Source organism: Desulfobotulus mexicanus, assembly GCF_006175995.1.
In the GTDB taxonomy this organism is placed as follows: Bacteria; Desulfobacterota; Desulfobacteria; order Desulfobacterales; family ASO4-4; genus Desulfobotulus; species Desulfobotulus mexicanus.
The window spans coordinates 1-16,600 of the sequence record NZ_VDMB01000018.1; the positions used below are offsets into that span (position 1 = coordinate 1).

Genomic DNA, 16,600 nt, shown 5'->3' on the forward strand with positions numbered 1-16,600 from the left:
TTATCAGAGGTTTTTCCAGATTGAGACACTTGAGCTGTGTCAGAGTGTTTTCAATGGAGATAACATCCGGAATATTACCGGGCTGCTTAGTGAAGGCTATGGGTTCACGAGCCTTCACGGAATACAAGGTCAAAAGCTTGATCGTATTCAGTCCGTCGCCATCTTTGTTGAATCCCTGCCGTGTCTCCGATTGATTTTCAGAGTAGGTCGAAACAGTGGTAGAATCAAACGCCAGCACAGGAGATTCTGCCAAGCGTGCCGCCCGAGCAGAAAAATAGCACTGAACGCCTTCTTCATTGCGCCCTACATCCTTAAACAGCTTACCATAAACGTCTTCAGAGATTGCTTCACGATATGGAAGGGGGTGCATCACCTGCCAACTCTCAAGGCGCGGCAGCGTGTTGCCACCGGAACCGATCCAGTAGCGTGCGACAGATAGAATTTTTGCCGCATCACCCTCACTAAATGAAGCACGTACATCATCATCAATTCCGGAAGCCTTGCCAACCCATTCCAGGATGTCCGTTAGCCCGGTATGCTGACGGGTTGCATCGGCAATACCTCCTTCGCCTTTGTTTTTTTTGGGACGAGTCACTACTACTTCTTGTGTTCCTTGCTTGATTTTGCCCTTGAGCTTCTGGCTTACCGTATAGGTCTTTTTGGCCTTTTCATCGTAGGCCGTAACCCTTTCATAGATATAAATATCTCCATTCGCACGCTTTTCACGTCGTTCACCGATGTGAGTTTTTCCTGTTATTGGTTTAGCCATGCGTAAATCCTTCTTTAAAGTGTACGCATAACTATAATGCGCACACGTAAAAAAAGCAAGAAAAAAGCACGGTTTTTCAACTAAACCGTGCTTTTTTCTTGCTTTTTGGGCTTAGAATGTACGCTTTATCCGATTTTCAGGATTATATGGTATTCTAGGGGTAAGGGAGGAATGGATTCCTCAGCCTCTGCCTGCATTATTTTTCTTTCTGAGATATTCCATTCCTTTTCTTGGGCATAGTCTGACAGATTCTGAAGATTGAGCCTTAATCCGGATTCAGTGATGCTTTCAGGGTCAGGGAATACGGCATGGTCAGGAATCCGGATTTCTGTGACAAGCCCTTCGGAATCCTTAAAGATTATTTGCCCTGCCAGCCTGCCGGGTCCGCCTTCAGACCAGTGGGGAAAGAAGATTATGGTTTCCGCAGAAAAGCGCAGGTCCCTGAGAAGGCCCATGAGGATGAGTTCTCCTGCCATATCTCCGCCATGTACTTCGGCACCCTGTGTGATGGTCATGATGTTGTCGGGGCCGGTTTGCCCGTCGGCATCCGTGCCGGATAAATGGCCCCTGTTTTCATAATTGCCTGAAATTTTTCCTCCAAAAAGACTGCCCCGGTTGATTCCACCGAAAACAGTACCTCCTGCATTGTGAAGAATGCTTCCTTCCATGATTTCTGACTGTGCCAGAAGGCCTGAGTTGAAGGAGGTGCCGGAGACGGATCCACCATTCACTGTCCCCTGATTGTTCATGCTGGATAGTATCCCGTTGTTAAGGACCGTCCCCCCTTCCTCAATGATGATGCCATCCTGTTCAGAGTTGTTTAAAAAAGTTGTTCCTGATTCCACTGTAAGAATATCCGGAAGGGGCATAAAAAAGGCGTTTACCGTGCAGGGCGCTGTGATTCCTGCCGTGGTATAGGTTGCCCCTGACAGGGTACCCCCGCATCCATTCACCGTGTCAATGGTGTAACCGGTATCTGCAAGAATGCTAAAAAGGGCGGATTCTCCGTGGGAGACTGTCTGCTCCGAAGGGGCTGCTTTTCCGCCTTTTCCGGCGGAAGTGCTTACGGTATATTCTGTCTGGCCTGTTTTGACCCTGTAGGCCGTACCGTCCTGAGCTGTGCCTGCAAGGCTTATCCATCCGATGCTTTCACTCCATGCAAGACCAGTAAAGTTTCCTGTGGCAGGGTCAATGCTGACGCCACCTTGTAAGGGACCGAAGTTGATCCAGCCGATGTTTTCACCCCAGGCGTAACCTGAAAGCCTGTTATCGCTACGGTTTACGCCATAGGTGGCTGCACTGTCGTTGAGATAGCTGTGGGAGCCGCCTCCCGTATGGGTACCCAGCCGGATCCAGCCCACATTTTCTCCCCAGATGTAACCTTCCAGATGATTTTTATATATAGTTGCAGTACCGGATTCTGTCCTGAAGTTGATCCAGCCGGAAGTTTCTGACCAGGCAAACCTGTGCAGGGTGTTAATTTTCTGTTTTTGCACGGCATGAATATCTGCCGGAAGTATGGTCATACATGCAAGGGTTATAAGCAGGCAGATGGCAGTATGGAGAAGGATGATTTTTGATTTCATGCCCGTATCCTTAAAAAAGATTACCGGGAGTTTCGTACCGGCCATACGGAGTGCGAGAATTCCGTATGACCACGGATTGTCCCTCCGAATTCCAGATAAACATCCCATTCCATTCCCGTAAGATTGCTTACTGCATCACTGGACCAGTAGGAGGAGGATTGTATCCCGGTAAAGGGGCCGGGTGTTGTGCCTGAAACAGGATCGTTTCCCTGGGAAATGGCGTTAAGCTCTTCCGCGCTTGGCAGACGCCAGTCTCTGGCCTTTGAGCCGTCAATCATTCCGCCAATACCACTGAATAAGGCTTCTGCCCGTGGGTGGGCGTTTTCCCAGGTGTGCTGACCACCCCAGGATGCATTTTTTAGCCATACAAGTCCCTGACCCGTTCCGTCTGCTCCCTGAAGGTCAGTCACGGTGCCATCCCCGTTATCATGCCATCGTCCATTGGCATCGGGGCCTGTATTGGACCATGTGATGCCGCTGTAGGTGCCGGTGATGCCGAAGATCACCACTCCGGCCCTTATGTTTTCGGGTTTCAGGTTGGGATCTCCTGTTATGGTGCCTCCGCTGTAGTATCCGGGGCCAAGGGGCTGATCTTCTGTGCCCGGTGTCCATGCCGGAGTCCCGCGATCCGGCATGGTGCCGGTCTGTGTACCCCATTCTCCGGGAAGCAGGCCCCAGAAGGTTTTTCCCTGAAGCACATTGCCCGCTGCTGCACCATTATTGGTGTCCGTAGCTGGTGCTTTGTTCATAATTGTATTGATATCTTTGAAGTTGTCTGAAGATGGACCGGATGCAGGCTCTGTGAATCCCTGAGTTGGAGGATTGTCGGCGCCTGTGTTCAGGCGATCATACAGATCCTGAAGGGTGTAGGAAACGGTTTCTTCCGGACTCTGAGGGGGTTCAAGGGGGCCTGCAACACTTCTGGAAGCTGGAAAAATTAAAAATATCAGAAACAGGAGGATGGCGGCAGGCTGCCAGCCATGATGGATAGGTGGAGATGAATCTGGCATGGAAAATCTCCTTTGTACTGTTGCGCTGCTGATTGTGGAGGGCAGGCCATGCTGCAGGTGAAAAAGGTATTTAGATTATTCATATCAGCATTCAGACATATTGTTCAATAAATACCTGCATCAGATGCCTTCTTTGTTGAGGTATTGTTTGCAGATCTCAGGAGGGGGGCGGTTTTTATTGCTGGCGGCCTGTCAGGACGCCGGGTGGGTACACCGGTGCCCTGAGGAATGGCGAAGGGGGAAGATCCTGTGCGGCCCGCCAGTCCTTTTTTTGATTCAGGAGGGGCAGGCCGGGGAGATTCAGTTCAGATAGCGTTCCATAGCCATTTGCGCTTCCATACCTTCATTGACTATGCCGTGGAGGGCGCGGAGCAGGGCCGTGGGGTTTTCGTGCTGGAATACGTTTCTTCCAAGGGAAAGGCCCGCAGCTCCTGCCTGCATGGCATCAAAGGCCATCTGCAAGATCTGGGCATCATTTTCCATTTTCGGGCCTCCGGCAATAACCACGGGTATACAGCATCCGTCCACCACCTGACGGAAGGTTTCCGGGCTGCCCGTATAGGCCACCTTCACTACGTCTGCGCCCAGTTCTTCCCCTAAGCGTGCACAGTGCTTGACCACATCCACATGGTTTTCATCGGCAATGCGGGGGCCCCTGGCATAGACCATGGCAAGAACGGGCATGCCCCATTCATTGGCCCTTGTGCTGACTTCACCGAAGTCTCTGAGCATGGCCCTTTCGTTTTCATCTCCCACATTGACATGGACGGATACGGCATCGGCCCCTAAGCGGAGGCCGTCTTCAACTGTGGCCACAAGGGTTTTGGTGTTGGAAAAGGGAGAAAGACTTGTGCTTGCGGAAAGGTGGAGGATGAGGCCGATGTCCCGGCCATGGCCCCTGTGGGTACGGCGGGGAAGGCCCTTGTGCATGAGAACGGCATTGGCACCGCCCTCTGCGACCTTGTCCACAGCCCCTCTTAAGTCTATCATTCCGGGTATGGGGCCGACGGTGACTCCGTGGTCCATGGGAACAATAATGGTTTTTTTTGTGTTACGGTCGAAAATCCGTTCCAGTCGAACCTGTTTGCCAAGCTGCATGGTCTGCTCCTTTTGGTGGGGGGCGGCAGGCTGGCGGAACCGGAATAAAAAAAGGACCGCCAGCTTGATGCCTGCGGTCCTTGAAAGTTTCGGGATGGATGCTTTTTTTTAGGCCATTCCACCTTCACAAGAACCCCAGGCGCAGGTAAAGCCGCCAAAAAAGTTCTTAAAGTAAAAAAAGAAGGTATGGAAAGCATTCATATTCATGGACAACTTATCGGATAAAAAGAAATCTTTGTCAAGTATTGATGCATGGCAGCAAGGGATTGTGTCTGGTCTTTGCCCTGCATGAACGCAATGCTTTTAAAAAACGTAGAAGTAGCGAAGGCCGAACTGGTGGGTAAGAAGGCCGTTTTCAACCTCAAGATCCCGTCTGTACTGGGTGAGAAGCTGATGTTTGGGTGCCAGCCGGAAACCAAGGGTGAGCTGCATGGCATGGGTCTCGATTTCATTATCCTGCTTTATGCCGTCGCGTTCAATTTCTCCGCCCTTTCTGTAGTAATGGCTCAAGGCCATCATGAAAGAGGAGGTCAGATCATAGGATACGTGTGAGGCAAGGAGGAAAAGAGGATCCTGGGCTCTTTTTTGTCCACGATCATTGCTGTTATCCGTATAAAACTCGATACTGGGAACCAGATCAAAATAGAGCGGTCCGAAGCCTTTTGTAATGGAGGCTTCGGTTTTAAAGGCCCATCGGTTATCACCGAGGTTAATGTTTCTGTTTGCGTCATAGTCGCCAAAGGGTGCTTTGATCCACTGGGCTACGGCTATCCAGAGCTGTTTTTCCCGGTTGTTCACAGGCCATACGCCCAGAATGAAGGTGGGATCGAAAAGCCCCGAGGCGGAATCGTCGCCTATTTGAAGGTTGCCAAAGGGGAAAAGAGCCTGTGCGGAAGTGGTAATCCCGGCAATTTCTTTGTAGTAAACGGGGCGGATGATCTGAAGATTGAGGTCAAAGTTGGCATCACTGGTGAGTTTTTTTCCTTTTTGATAGACCTCGTTACCTGTTCTGTGGCGGGAATAGACCAGTATCCCTGTGGTGCCGTCCGGTGCGGCAATATACCCCCTTGCATCCCCTCCTGCCATGGATGCCGCAGGCAGACAAAGGCTCAGGGTCAGTAATAAAAGAAAGGGCAGGTGGCGGGTTGCAAAGAAAGAAGATTTGTTCATGGGGGTTTCCTTTCGTTGTTTTTAGATTCAGGCGCTTGTTGATGGTCTTTGTTAGTCAGGGAGAACAGTGTTTTGTTGTTGTTGGCTAAAAAAATAATATCGAGATGGGTGACAATATACGTGTGTGTTTTTAAAAAAGCCAGAAAAAAATGAGAAGTTATTCATTTTGGGCAGGTGCTGTAATTTCAGCAGTTTCCGAATAAGGTTGCGTCACGGGAAATTGCCTGGGTGCCTTTGCATCTGTCTTATAGGAATCATACCTTTAAAATTGTGCTGAAAAATTAGATTTTTTCTTAATGCGAAAACATATTGGCATGAGGATGAGGCTGATTGTAAGGAAAATACTTGGCATGGGAAAGACTGAAGAAATATTCACAAAATACATGACAAGACCCTCAGCCAGAGAACCAAAAGGCATCCTCGGGCTGCGGGGCATGGTCAGAAGGGACATGGCGCTACCCATGGTTTTTTATTTCAGCCGGACTCAAAGGGTAATGGCATCCTGCACTTCCCCAAGAAAACGGCTGGCTTCCGAGGGTCTGCCCCTTCTGAATTCCGAAGCCGAGAGAAAAAGGCAGCGTTCCGCCCTTGTCATGGCCACATACATGAGCCGCCTTTCTTCCTCCAGCTCCGTAGCCGACTGCATGGACTTCCAGTGGGGGAAAAGCTCTTCTTCGCAGGCCACAACAAATACGGAATGGAACTCCAGGCCTTTGCTGGCATGGACCGTGGCAAGGTTGACTCCGCGTCCTTTTTCTTCATCTTCCTGCTTGTCTTCCCTCACAAGGGCTGCTTCTTCCAGATAGGCAATAAGGTTTTCCTTCTGGCCTGCGGTGTAGATCAGTTCATCGATGTTTTCCTGCCGGGCTGTGAAATCTCCTTTGTCAGCCTTGGAAAGCTGTTCCAGATAATCCAGATACCCTGTTTTGGACAGCACTTCCCGTATGGCAGTGTCCGGGGTCATCTCCCGTATGCTGTCCAGTACGCCAATAAGGTTTTCCAGAGCGCTGTGGATCTTGGGGCTGAGCATGCGTTTTCCCAGCATGTGCCGGGCCGCATCCTGCAGGCTGTCTCCTGAAGAGCGGACCTGCTGCATTTTTTTGACCATGGCAGGCCCGATTCCCCGCTTGGGCGTGTTGAGGATACGTTCAAAGCTGGCATCATCCTTTGAAAAGGCCGATGCTGTCAGGTAGGCGTTGATGTCTAGTATTTCCATGCGTTCAAAAAAGCCCTTGGAGCCCAGCATGCGGTAGGGAATGTTCATGGCCCGGAATATTTTTTCAAAGGCAAGGGAGCAGAATTTGGTCCGGTAGATGACGGCAATACGGTCAAGGGGCACGCCGCTCTGGACAAGTTTTGCAATTTTTCTTCCCGTCCACTTGGCTTCTTCGTTTTCATTGTAAAAATAATAAAGTTCAACGCTACCGCCGAATTTTTCAGAATAGCAGCGCTTCTCCATGCGACGGGGGTTGTTTTTTATCAGGGCACCTGCAGCCTGCACAATTTCATCGGCACTTCTGTAATTTTCTTCCAGTCTGAAAAGCTTTGACTCAGGATAGGTTTTCTGAAAACGCAGGAAGTGGTTCACATTGCTGCCCCGGAATCCGTAGACAGCCTGCCAGTCATCTCCGACACAGAAGAGGTTGCCGTGCCCCAGAAGAAGCCTTGTAAGTTCTTCCTGAAGATTGTTGGAGTCCTGATACTCATCCACAAGAATAAACCGGAAAAGTTCCCTGTAATGGTCCCGGATATCCTTTTCATCCCGTAGCATGTCCCGTACTTTGAGAAGAATATTATCAAAATCCACGGCATTGATGGTTTTAAGGGTTTTCTCATACTGCCGGTAAACTTCTAAGGTCTGTACCCTTTCAATTTCTGGCAGGGTCTGGATAAATTCTTCAGGATTCCCGTGGTTTTTGGCCATGGATATTTTATATTGAAGCCGTGATGTTTCTTTTTTGTCTATGTTCAGCCGGACTGTTATTTCCTGTAGGGTTTTCTGCTGCTGGTATCCGGCAAGGATCTGTATAGGCGATGTATATCCGACTCTGTTTGCATGTTTTTTGAGAATCTGCAGGCAGGCGGAATGATAGGTGCGGACCCAGGGGAAGCTGTCTGAAGAAAGGCCTGTCTGCTGCACAAGTCTGGTTTTCATTTCTTCGGCAGCTTTATTGGTAAAGGTTATGGCAAGTATGTGATCCGGAGAAAAACCATTTTTCAGCAGATGGGCTATTTTGGCGGTGAGTGTGCGGGTTTTGCCGGAACCGGCTCCGGCAATGACAAGGGCAGGGGTATCCATGTGTACGATAGCATCCTGCTGGGCCTTGGAAAGATCCATGAAAATAAATCCTTATAAGTCTTTATAAAAGTTGGTGGCTTCGGGTTGCCGGGGGAGAGTACAGGATCAGGCCCCGAAAAAGGAAGTTATGGTAACAGTAGCAGGCTTTTCTGACAAGGCAGCAGCCGGGGAATTATACTCTGAATGCTCAGTCTGGTGGCATGTGAAAACCAGAAAAGTTCTAAAATGGCTTTTTTTGCCTTATGTTTTAATGGTGGCCGGTGTTTCAGAACTGGCCGTGCAGAGCATAAACAAAAAAAGAGGGGGGACAGGCCTGGATGGCTGTCCTCTCCCTCTTTGTTGGAAGATTTTTTAGATTGTTCAGACCTTGGAAACGTTTTTGGCGGCAGCCCCCCGGTCATTCTGTTCAATCTCAAAGTCTACACGTTCACCCTCTGCCAGGGTCCGGAAGCCCTGCATCATAATGGAAGAATGATGTACAAAAATGTCTCCTCCGGTGTCCTTTTCGATAAACCCATAACCCTTTTTGTCGCTGAACCACTTGACGGTACCTTCAGACTTTTCCAAAACACTTCCTCCTTTGAACACGGTTGTGGCAGATAATATAAATATTTGACATTGCCTGCCGGCCTCATATCGGTTCGTCGTGGACGTTCCGTTTTATTTGCAAATGCCGTATGGAAAGGAAGTCCATGGAGAAAAATCTTAAAGTCTGTGTGCAGTTAAAGCCATGGATACCGTCTGTTGTGCTGAAGTGCTGGATTGTTGTCTTCCCGGGCATTATACCTTCAGAAAAAGCATGTCTGATGATCCAGAATGTATGTGAAACTCAAATTTTTTTAAAGCTGTACTTTTTCTGAAATATTATAAGTTCAATTTTTTTACCATGCAACGCACCAGAAATGCAAGGACTTCTCAGGTATTTTTATAGTTTTTTAAAACTAAAACAGATGGAACAGGCAAGGCTGTCTGTGTTCTTTTATGTTGTGCAGCAATGCCTGTACCTTGTTATTTCTGATGTAGTCAGTCTTTATGCACTTTTTGACTGAAGCGCAGCGGAGACGGCATGGACCTGTTTTTCCATCTCCTCCCTTATGGAGTCTCTGGCTTCAGGGCTGTTTCCTTCAAAGCGCAGTACAAGGGCAGGCTGTGTGTTGGATGCCCGCACAAGGCCCCAGCCTTCATCGAAGAGCACTCTTGCACCGTCTATATCAATCACCTTGTGGGTTTTTTGATAGTGGGCGGTGATGGCCCGGACAATGTCAAACTTTATCTCATCTTCGCAGTCCACACGGATTTCAGGGGTGTTGAAGGTTTCAGGCACATCGGCCAGAAGGTCGTTGAGGCTTTTTTCCGTGGAGGAAAGGATTTCCAGAAGCCTGCATGTGGCATAGATCGCATCATCGTAGCCATAATAACGATCTGCGAAGAACATGTGTCCGCTCATTTCCCCTGCAAGAACGGCACCGGTTTCCTTCATTTTCTGTTTGATCAGAGAGTGACCGGTACGCCACATGATGGGCTTGCCACCTTTTGCTGCAATGTCATCGTACAGGGTTTGGGAACATTTGACTTCTGAAATGAAGGTGGCACCGGGGCTGGTTTTGATGATTTCCCTTGAAAAGAGAATCATGAGCTGATCTCCATGGAAAATACGGCCATCCGGCCCCACCACACCAATACGGTCCGCATCTCCGTCATAACCGATGCCCACATCTGCGCCCGTTTCCTTTACTGTACGGATAAGATCCGCAAGGTTTTCGGCAATGGTGGGGTCGGCTTCATGGTTGGGGAAAGAACCGTCCATATCACAGAAAAGGGGGATGACCTCGCATTCCAGAGCTTTAAGGAGGGGTAGGGCCACCACTCCGCCTGTGCCATTGCCCGCATCCACAACAACCTTCATGGGCTTTTTGATCTGAATATCCGTCCGGATTCGTTCCAGATAAGCGGGGATGGGATCTTTGGCTGAAATTTCTCCCGGTGTATCTGCCACGGAAAAGGCTTTTTCTGTGGTGATTTTTCGGATGGTCTGCAATTCTTCACCAAAAAGGGAAGCTCCGGCCATGGTGGTTTTAAAGCCATTGTATTCAGGAGGGTTATGGCTGGCTGTAACAATGATGCCCGCATCGGTTTTAAGGTGGTGGGTGGCAAAGTAAAGTACGGGTGTGGGGCAGATACCTATTTCCACCACATTTATACCTGTGGAAATAAGGCCCTCGACCAGAGCCTGCTGATAGGTATCGGAGGTGCTGCGGCAGTCCCGACCCACTGCAATGGTTTTGCAGGCATGGGCGGTCATGTGGGTTCCCATGGCTCTGCCTATGTCTTTGACATCATCCACGTTGAAATCTTTTTCTGCAATGCCTCTGATATCGTATTCCCTGAAAATACCGGGGTTCATGTCTGCTCCTTATGTTTTTTTGAATGTGGAAATCCGTTATTCCTTATCTGCATTCTTTTGTAACTGTTCAGCACATTTTTCTAGGAAATATTGTGCTTTAATTTCAAGGTCTTGGTTCCAGTAAGAGACAAGCTGGCTGTTTGTGAGTGACATTGCAATCGTTTCGGGTCAGAGCTTCGCAGGCCTGTGCGAAAGAAGCGGCAAACTGTCTGAGCCGCCACAAAGGCAGCGTGCTTAAGCTTGCCATGGTAATCAAAAAGCTTATCCTGCCTGTGACGGCGAGTTTTTGCCGCTTCCGTGCAGGGCAAGAAGCTCTAAGAATAAGATTGCGTCACGAACAAATGGTCCGGTTGTCTATGCACCTGATTAAAGGTATTCGATTTACCAAAGGAAAATTGTGCTGATTAATTACCATTCTTTTTTATCTGTTTCCTGCAGACAGGGATGGGGAATCATTTTTATCTTTAAATAAGATATTTCTGTTGCTTTTTGCCTTTTCCCGTCAGAAAAATCAAGGGTTTCAACTTTGGCTGTTTTCAGGGCGGATGATGGTACCCGTTTTTTTAGTGTCATAGCCTCCGAGCTTTTCAAGGGAGAGTTTAAATTCTTCCGAGGAAAGAATTTTTATCACAGCCTGTATCCGGGGTGTTTTTTCCAGTTCCGCAGGAAAGATAAGTTCATAGGTTTCAGGGGTAAGGGGCACAAAGTCAAGGCCTAAGGCTCCGGCAGCGGCGGCAATACCGAGTCCTGCATCGGCACTGCCCCCAAGAATTGCCGCAGCAACGGCCATGTGAGTGGTTTCCTCATTGTCATAGCCCCGGATGGTGTGGGTAGCAATACAGTTTTTCTGCAGTTCATAGTCCAGCAGAATGCGGGTGCCGGAGCCGGGCTGGCGGTTGATGAAGCGGATTTCAGTCCTTGTAAGATCCTGTACACCAAGGATTTCATGGGGGTTGCCCTTTGCCACAATAAAACCCTGAATTCGGACGGCAAGATGAAGGCGGCATACGGGAATATCCGGCAGTACCCGGCGGATGGCATTCTGGTTATAGCTGCCGTCTTCCGGGTCCAGCAGATGGGAGCCTGCCATGTGGCAGCTTCTGCTGCGGATGGCAAGGAGACCGCCCATGCTGCCCACGTGGCTGGATGAAAGGCGGATGCCCATGGGTTTCAGTTCATTGGCAAGCAGATCCAGGGCATTGTCATGGCTGCCCGTTACAAGGAGGGTGTTGTGGATTTCTTCCAGGGGGCGCAGCAGTTCAGCCATGGCTTCGGAACCTGCGGCCATGCCTTCGCTGTGGGCGGGTATACGGAGGATGGCATCGGCCTCTGTGATGGAGGTGATGCATCCGGCTCCCCTGGGAAGGGGGGCAGCTATAGTGCGTCCGTATACTTCCGCCAGTCTTACCCGGACAAATTCTTCAAGGCCGAGTTTTGAGGGAATGGCCTTTGATAAAAAAACAGGACAGCTGGGTCTGGGTATATCCCTGCGGCCCAGAATGCTGCGGATCAGGGGTTTGACCAGCTCTTCAAAGGCAAGGATGGCGGATACGGGGTAGCCGGGAATTCCGAATACGGGTTTTCCTGCCACTTTGCCCAGCACCACTGGTTTACCCGGCATCATGGTGATGCCATGGAAAAGAATTTCACCGATCTCTTCTAAGGCGAGGCGGGTAAAATCATGGGAACCCGCCGAAGATCCGCCCACGGTGAGGATGATATCCACATCTTTCCGGCTGGCTGCATCCTGAATGAATTTTGCCAGAAGGTGAATCTCATCATTTATGGGGGGAGCCGTAATCCAGCGGCCTCCGCAGGCTTCGCTGAGTTTTCCCAGTACATGGCTGTTGGATTCAATGACCTCTCCGGGTTTAAGGAGGGCAGGATCCCGTTTGGCGTCAACCAGTTCTGAGCCGGTGGGCAGAATGAGAACTCCGGGTTCTGCCAGCACCGGAACCTGCCGCACACCGGCCGAGAGCAGGGCACCGATGCAGTAGGGGGTGATCCCGTGGGTGGCGGGAAAGAGCATTTCCGTTGCCACAATGTCTTCTCCGATTTTTCTGACATGCTGCCATGGGAAGACCGGAGCTTCAATGCGCAGCCCCGTTTTTTCCGGTGTGACCTTTTCGATCATGACAACGGCATCACAGCCTTCCTGCAGAACCTGCCCCGTATTCACGGGAAAGGCATTTTTTTCTTCCTGAAGGAATACGGGACTCTGTTCCGAGGCATGGAAGGTTTCTTCTGCCCGGATGGCATATCCGTCCATGGCTGCCACATGAAAGGGAGGGGAGGAGACAGCAGCAAAAACAGCTTCCGCCAGCACCCGGCCTGTGGCCTCTGATGCATGAAGACTCTCATGTTTTTTTGTAATCTGGCCAAAGGTTTCAAGGGTAAGCTGTCTGGCCTGTTCCAAAGGAATCATGGAAAGGTAGATATTTCGCCGGGACATGATGGTGGCTCCTTGGGTGTGTGTCTTAAAGGGGATAAACGGTGACGGGGCTGTCCTTTAGCAGGCCTTCGGTATCTTTAGGGATACAGACAAGGCCTGAGGCTTCCACAAGGGTTCTTATCAGGCCTGCTTCACCGGGTACGGGTACAGCCACAGCCCCTTCGTTTCCTTCCTCAATGGCAACCCTTATATAATCCGCCCTGCCCATGACCGAAGCCATGTTGCGGGAGATGCGGGCGGAAAAGGGCCGTTCTTCCGGCCTCATTCCTTCTTCGCCGGTGATATGACGGATCAGGGGTTTGATTAGAATCTGAAAAATGACGGCAGCAGAGGCCGCATGTCCGGGAAGTCCCATGAGGGGTTTTTCTCCGCACCGGGCAATCAGGGTTGGCTTGCCCGGACGGACTGCCAGACCATGGGCCAGAATTTCCGTATTCTCAAGTCTGGCAATGGCACGGGGGGCAAAGTCCAGGGTGCCGACGGAAGATCCCCCTGACACAAGCACCATATCCGCCCGGTTCAGGGCTTCAGAGAGGGCCTTGTACAGGGCCATTTCATCATCTGCTACAATGGGCATTTCCAGAGCAATGGCTCCCTGCTCTTCAGCCATGGCTGACAGGGTCCGGGTATTGATATCCCGGATTTCTCCGGGCTTAAGGGGGCTTTCCGGAGGCCTTATTTCATCGCCTGTGGACAAAATGGCAATGACAGGCTGTCTGTACACCACTATCTCTGTGATGCCCGCTCCCGCCAGAAATCCCAGATCCTGGGGACGGAGCCTTTTTCCATGGGGCAGAAGCCTTTGTCCCGGACGGGCATCATCGCCCTGCCGGATTACATGGGTACCCGGTGCCACAGATCTGTGCACTTCCACAAGGCCTTCGTCTACGGGGCTTGTGTCTTCTATCATTATTACAGAGTCCGTACCTTCCGGAAGCATGGCGCCTGTGGCAATGGCGGCGGCTTCTCCCGGCCCAATGCAAAAGTCCGGGGCTTCTCCCATTTTGACCCTGCCTCTGATGATAAAAAGGGGAGAAGCACTTTCAGAAGCACCAAAGCTGTCCTTTGCCCTTAGGGCGAATCCGTCTCTGGTGGAGCGGCTGAAGGGGGGGACCGTTTCCTCTGAAAAGATATCTTCTGCGGCAATGCGGTGAAGACATCTGCATAGGGGAATTTTTTCTTTCTGCATCCGGGGAAAGCGGTGTATGAGCTTGAGGGCATCATCTAATGAAATAACGGAAAAGAAAGCATGGGTCATAAGGATCTCCGGAAAAGAGGGACATGGCAGTGCATATAAGGTGCTTTCGGGGGTGGATACCGGGATAAAGCATTTTTAATGCGGCAGGCACACCCTTATTTTTTTCTATACCCGGCAGCAAAAGTCAAGGTAAGTTCTGGGGAGCCTGTTAAGTTCGTCAGAAGCAGCTTACGCCCTGCTAAGGCGTCTTGTCATAGAGTAACTTGTTGCCATATTCAGAATCATTTTGAGCACAGACAGACAATGTGTTAATTTTTAAATATTTGAATTGAAAAAACTAAATGTAAGTTGTTCAGAAGAAGTTATGGTGTTTTAAATCATCTGTTTTTTTGAAAGGTCGGTTCCATGTCAGGTCCACAGTCCGCAGAACAGTCCCTTTTTTCCTTTGAATTTATCCTGTTAAGTTTCATTGCCTTTCTCGCCTTCTGCAACATCTCCATGTTTTACGGTTTCAATGCCTATCTGGAACATGCGGGCGTGCCTGCGGTGTGGCGCGGGGTACTGATCAGTCTGGAGCCCTTTACGGCCTTTGCCCTGAGGCCCCTTGTCAGCACTTTTATTTCTCCCCGTAACGGCATCAGAATCATGGGGTTGGGCTTGGTTATTCTGGCCCTTTCCCTTGGGGGATATGCCCTTGCTCAGGATATCCGCTATCTGGTTCTGGTGAGAATCTGCCATGGTCTGGGTTTTGTGCTGCTGGTTTCCGCAGTGATTCATGTGCTGGTGCTTTTGATTCCCAAAAAAAGAAGCGGTCAGGGTTTTGGGGTGTTTACGGTCATGACCCTTCTTCCCTATGCCCTGCTGCCGCCTCTGATGGAAAGGCTTCTGCCCTGGGCGGGAAGTGAGGTGAGGATTTACGTACTGGGTGCCCCCCTTTTTCTCGCAGCCCTCCTGCTTCTTCTTCCACTTTCTTCCCGTCTGAAGAAACGATGGGTGAGTCTGCCCGCTGAAGCCATGAAAAAGCCGGGATTTCAGGATATGGTTGCAGGCCTGAAGCATCCCGGCGTTCTCCCCCTTCTCTGGGTGAACTTTCTGGTTTTTACGGCAAGCACCATGGTCTTTTTTTACATGAAGGATCACCTTTTACGTCTGGGGGCTTCCAATCCGGGGCTTTTTTTCACCCTGACAACGGTGGCCACCCTTTTGGTGCGTATTTTTTGCGGAAAATTTATGGACGGCATCAACCGGGCCTGGATGCTGCTTTCTTTTCTCTGTCTTCTGGCCTTCAGTCTCTGCTTTTTTTCCCTTTCCACAGTGCCTGCCCTGGTTTTGGGTCTTGCCCTTTTCTACGGCATGGTCATCGGCTTTCTCATGCCCCAGCTCAATGCCTTCATGTTTGACATCTCCCCTGTGCATCTCAAAGGGATGAACAGCAATCTCATGCTTTTTGCCATGGACGGAGGCTTTTTCATGGGGCCGCTTCTGGCAGGAGTCCTCCTTGGAGCAGGCGTCTCCTATGCCGGTCTTTTTTCCCTTTTTGCCCTGCTTCCGGCCATGGGAATGTTCTGGATCTGGTCCATACGGCGGCTGGCGGCCCCATGAAAGTCAGGACAATCTCAGCTCCTGCGGGTGGCCTCCCTGTCCTTTAAGAGGGCAGCCAGAATATTTTCCGCCCGTTCTCCATACAGCTTTATGCCTTCAATGTTGGGTTCATGGAGAAGTTTCTGCATGAGAATGCCGTCTTCTCCGTACCAGCAGGGCAGGGCACCGCCAAGGAAATAGGCCTGATGGCGAAGAATCTCTAAGGCTGGAACCACCTCCGGCCTGCTGAGATCCAAAAAGACCTGAATCACGGTGCAGCCCTGATCCACAGCCTCTTTTTCCTTTTTTTTCAGGATATCCCCGAAATCTCCGCCCAGCTCAAGGAAGGTGAAACGGGCAATACCTGCGGATGCATAGATGCTTTCCGTGACCCTGCTTTTTGTATCCGTCAGGGGAGAAGATGTCGCAACAAAATCCCTTGAAAGAGTGAGGCCTTCATAGAAAGAGGGCAGGATGTCGGTATAGGCGGGATGGAGATGCACCCTGCGGTGTTCGTTATCCTTTATTTTAAAGCCGATCAGGGCCGAAACCCTTCCGGAACTGCTTTTTTCCTTGTCATAGGCATCTGCCGGCATGAGATCAATTTCTATGCCTGTGGAGATATAGCCCAGACGGATTCCCGCTTTATGCGTAAAAACATGGTTGCAGACCCCTTCTCCCCAGAGATTGTGCAGCCCCTTTTCCGGATAGATCCTGCTGTGGGCAAGGCCCATGGTTTTTCCCAGAATATCCTGATTGCGAAGCTCTTTCAGGACAATGCCCTGTCCCTCTTCGTAGAGATCTCTGTTGGGCGGGCCGGAGCGGTAAACGGCTGTCTGCCCCACCACCCGGCCATCAAGGATGGCCAGCACCCGAAAAAAATCCCCGGCTTCCTGGGCTGCAAAAATCGCTTCGGCATCATAAACACTGGCAACGGGGTAATGGTCGCCATACACGGCCCGGTAAAGCTCCACAACACCGGGGGCATCATCTTTTTGCATGAGACGAATCTGAAGATCCATGTTTTTTCCTT

At 50.4% G+C, this 16,600-nt stretch carries 12 protein-coding genes; 1 reads left to right on the forward strand and 11 read right to left on the reverse strand.

Going from position 1 to position 16,600, the window contains the following annotated elements; all coding sequences use genetic code 11:
* The 10 genes from FIM25_RS12605 to FIM25_RS12650 form a co-directional block, all read right to left on the reverse strand.
* The coding region (locus FIM25_RS12605) for a transposase (RefSeq protein WP_484068178.1) at positions 1 to 769 on the reverse strand (769 nt) is incomplete at its 3' end.
* Between the two features lie 125 nt (positions 770 to 894).
* Complete coding sequence (locus FIM25_RS12610; protein WP_139449878.1) at positions 895 to 2,355, reverse strand: hypothetical protein; 1,461 nt, start codon at positions 2,353 to 2,355, stop codon at positions 895 to 897.
* 20 nt (positions 2,356 to 2,375) lie between these two features.
* Entirely contained in the window at positions 2,376 to 3,365 is a 990-nt protein-coding gene (locus FIM25_RS12615) for an Lcl C-terminal domain-containing protein (protein ID WP_139449880.1), read from the reverse strand.
* 300 nt (positions 3,366 to 3,665) lie between these two features.
* Positions 3,666 to 4,463, reverse strand: coding sequence for a 2-amino-3,7-dideoxy-D-threo-hept-6-ulosonate synthase (locus tag FIM25_RS12620; protein WP_139449882.1), 798 nt, complete (start codon positions 4,461 to 4,463; stop codon positions 3,666 to 3,668).
* 303 nt (positions 4,464 to 4,766) lie between these two features.
* Positions 4,767 to 5,633: a transporter gene (locus FIM25_RS12625; RefSeq protein WP_139449883.1), complete on the reverse strand. Its 867-nt coding sequence runs from the start codon at positions 5,631 to 5,633 to the stop codon at positions 4,767 to 4,769.
* 484 nt (positions 5,634 to 6,117) lie between these two features.
* A complete protein-coding gene (locus FIM25_RS12630) occupies positions 6,118 to 7,971 on the reverse strand; it encodes an ATP-dependent helicase (protein WP_139449885.1) in 1,854 nt (617 codons plus the stop codon).
* A gap of 321 nt (positions 7,972 to 8,292) precedes the next feature.
* Positions 8,293 to 8,499: a cold shock domain-containing protein gene (locus tag FIM25_RS12635; protein WP_139449887.1), complete on the reverse strand. Its 207-nt coding sequence runs from the start codon at positions 8,497 to 8,499 to the stop codon at positions 8,293 to 8,295.
* Positions 8,500 to 8,962: 463 nt separating this feature from the next.
* Positions 8,963 to 10,336: a phosphomannomutase/phosphoglucomutase gene (locus tag FIM25_RS12640; protein WP_139449889.1), complete on the reverse strand. Its 1,374-nt coding sequence runs from the start codon at positions 10,334 to 10,336 to the stop codon at positions 8,963 to 8,965.
* 520 nt (positions 10,337 to 10,856) lie between these two features.
* Positions 10,857 to 12,788, reverse strand: a complete 1,932-nt coding sequence (locus FIM25_RS12645; RefSeq protein WP_246052184.1) for a molybdopterin biosynthesis protein — start codon at positions 12,786 to 12,788, stop codon at positions 10,857 to 10,859.
* Between the two features lie 25 nt (positions 12,789 to 12,813).
* Entirely contained in the window at positions 12,814 to 14,046 is a 1,233-nt protein-coding gene (locus FIM25_RS12650; RefSeq protein WP_139449893.1) for a molybdopterin molybdotransferase MoeA, read from the reverse strand.
* A gap of 345 nt (positions 14,047 to 14,391) precedes the next feature.
* Here FIM25_RS12650 and FIM25_RS12655 point away from each other — a divergent pair, with 345 nt between their 5' ends.
* Positions 14,392 to 15,588: an MFS transporter gene (locus FIM25_RS12655; RefSeq protein WP_139449895.1), complete on the forward strand. Its 1,197-nt coding sequence runs from the start codon at positions 14,392 to 14,394 to the stop codon at positions 15,586 to 15,588.
* Positions 15,589 to 15,602: 14 nt separating this feature from the next.
* On the opposite strand, the gene FIM25_RS12660 is transcribed toward FIM25_RS12655, so the two are convergent.
* Positions 15,603 to 16,589, reverse strand: a complete 987-nt coding sequence (locus tag FIM25_RS12660) for a GNAT family N-acetyltransferase (protein ID WP_139449897.1) — start codon at positions 16,587 to 16,589, stop codon at positions 15,603 to 15,605.
* Positions 16,590 to 16,600: the final 11 nt, after the last annotated feature.

What these genes read in the sequence shown, in the direction of transcription:
- FIM25_RS12645 (WP_246052184.1), bottom strand. Translation starts at nt 12,788, where the DNA reads ATGTCCCGGCGAAATATCTACCTTTCCATGATTCCTTTGGAACAGGCC.
- FIM25_RS12615 (WP_139449880.1), bottom strand. Translation starts at nt 3,365, where the DNA reads ATGCCAGATTCATCTCCACCTATCCATCATGGCTGGCAGCCTGCCGCC.
- FIM25_RS12660 (WP_139449897.1), bottom strand. Translation starts at nt 16,589, where the DNA reads ATGGATCTTCAGATTCGTCTCATGCAAAAAGATGATGCCCCCGGTGTT.
- FIM25_RS12640 (WP_139449889.1), bottom strand. Translation starts at nt 10,336, where the DNA reads ATGAACCCCGGTATTTTCAGGGAATACGATATCAGAGGCATTGCAGAA.
- FIM25_RS12620 (WP_139449882.1), bottom strand. Translation starts at nt 4,463, where the DNA reads ATGCAGCTTGGCAAACAGGTTCGACTGGAACGGATTTTCGACCGTAAC.
- FIM25_RS12655 (WP_139449895.1), top strand. Translation starts at nt 14,392, where the DNA reads ATGTCAGGTCCACAGTCCGCAGAACAGTCCCTTTTTTCCTTTGAATTT.
- FIM25_RS12610 (WP_139449878.1), bottom strand. Translation starts at nt 2,355, where the DNA reads ATGAAATCAAAAATCATCCTTCTCCATACTGCCATCTGCCTGCTTATA.
- FIM25_RS12625 (WP_139449883.1), bottom strand. Translation starts at nt 5,633, where the DNA reads ATGAACAAATCTTCTTTCTTTGCAACCCGCCACCTGCCCTTTCTTTTA.
- FIM25_RS12650 (WP_139449893.1), bottom strand. Translation starts at nt 14,046, where the DNA reads ATGACCCATGCTTTCTTTTCCGTTATTTCATTAGATGATGCCCTCAAG.
- FIM25_RS12630 (WP_139449885.1), bottom strand. Translation starts at nt 7,971, where the DNA reads ATGGATCTTTCCAAGGCCCAGCAGGATGCTATCGTACACATGGATACC.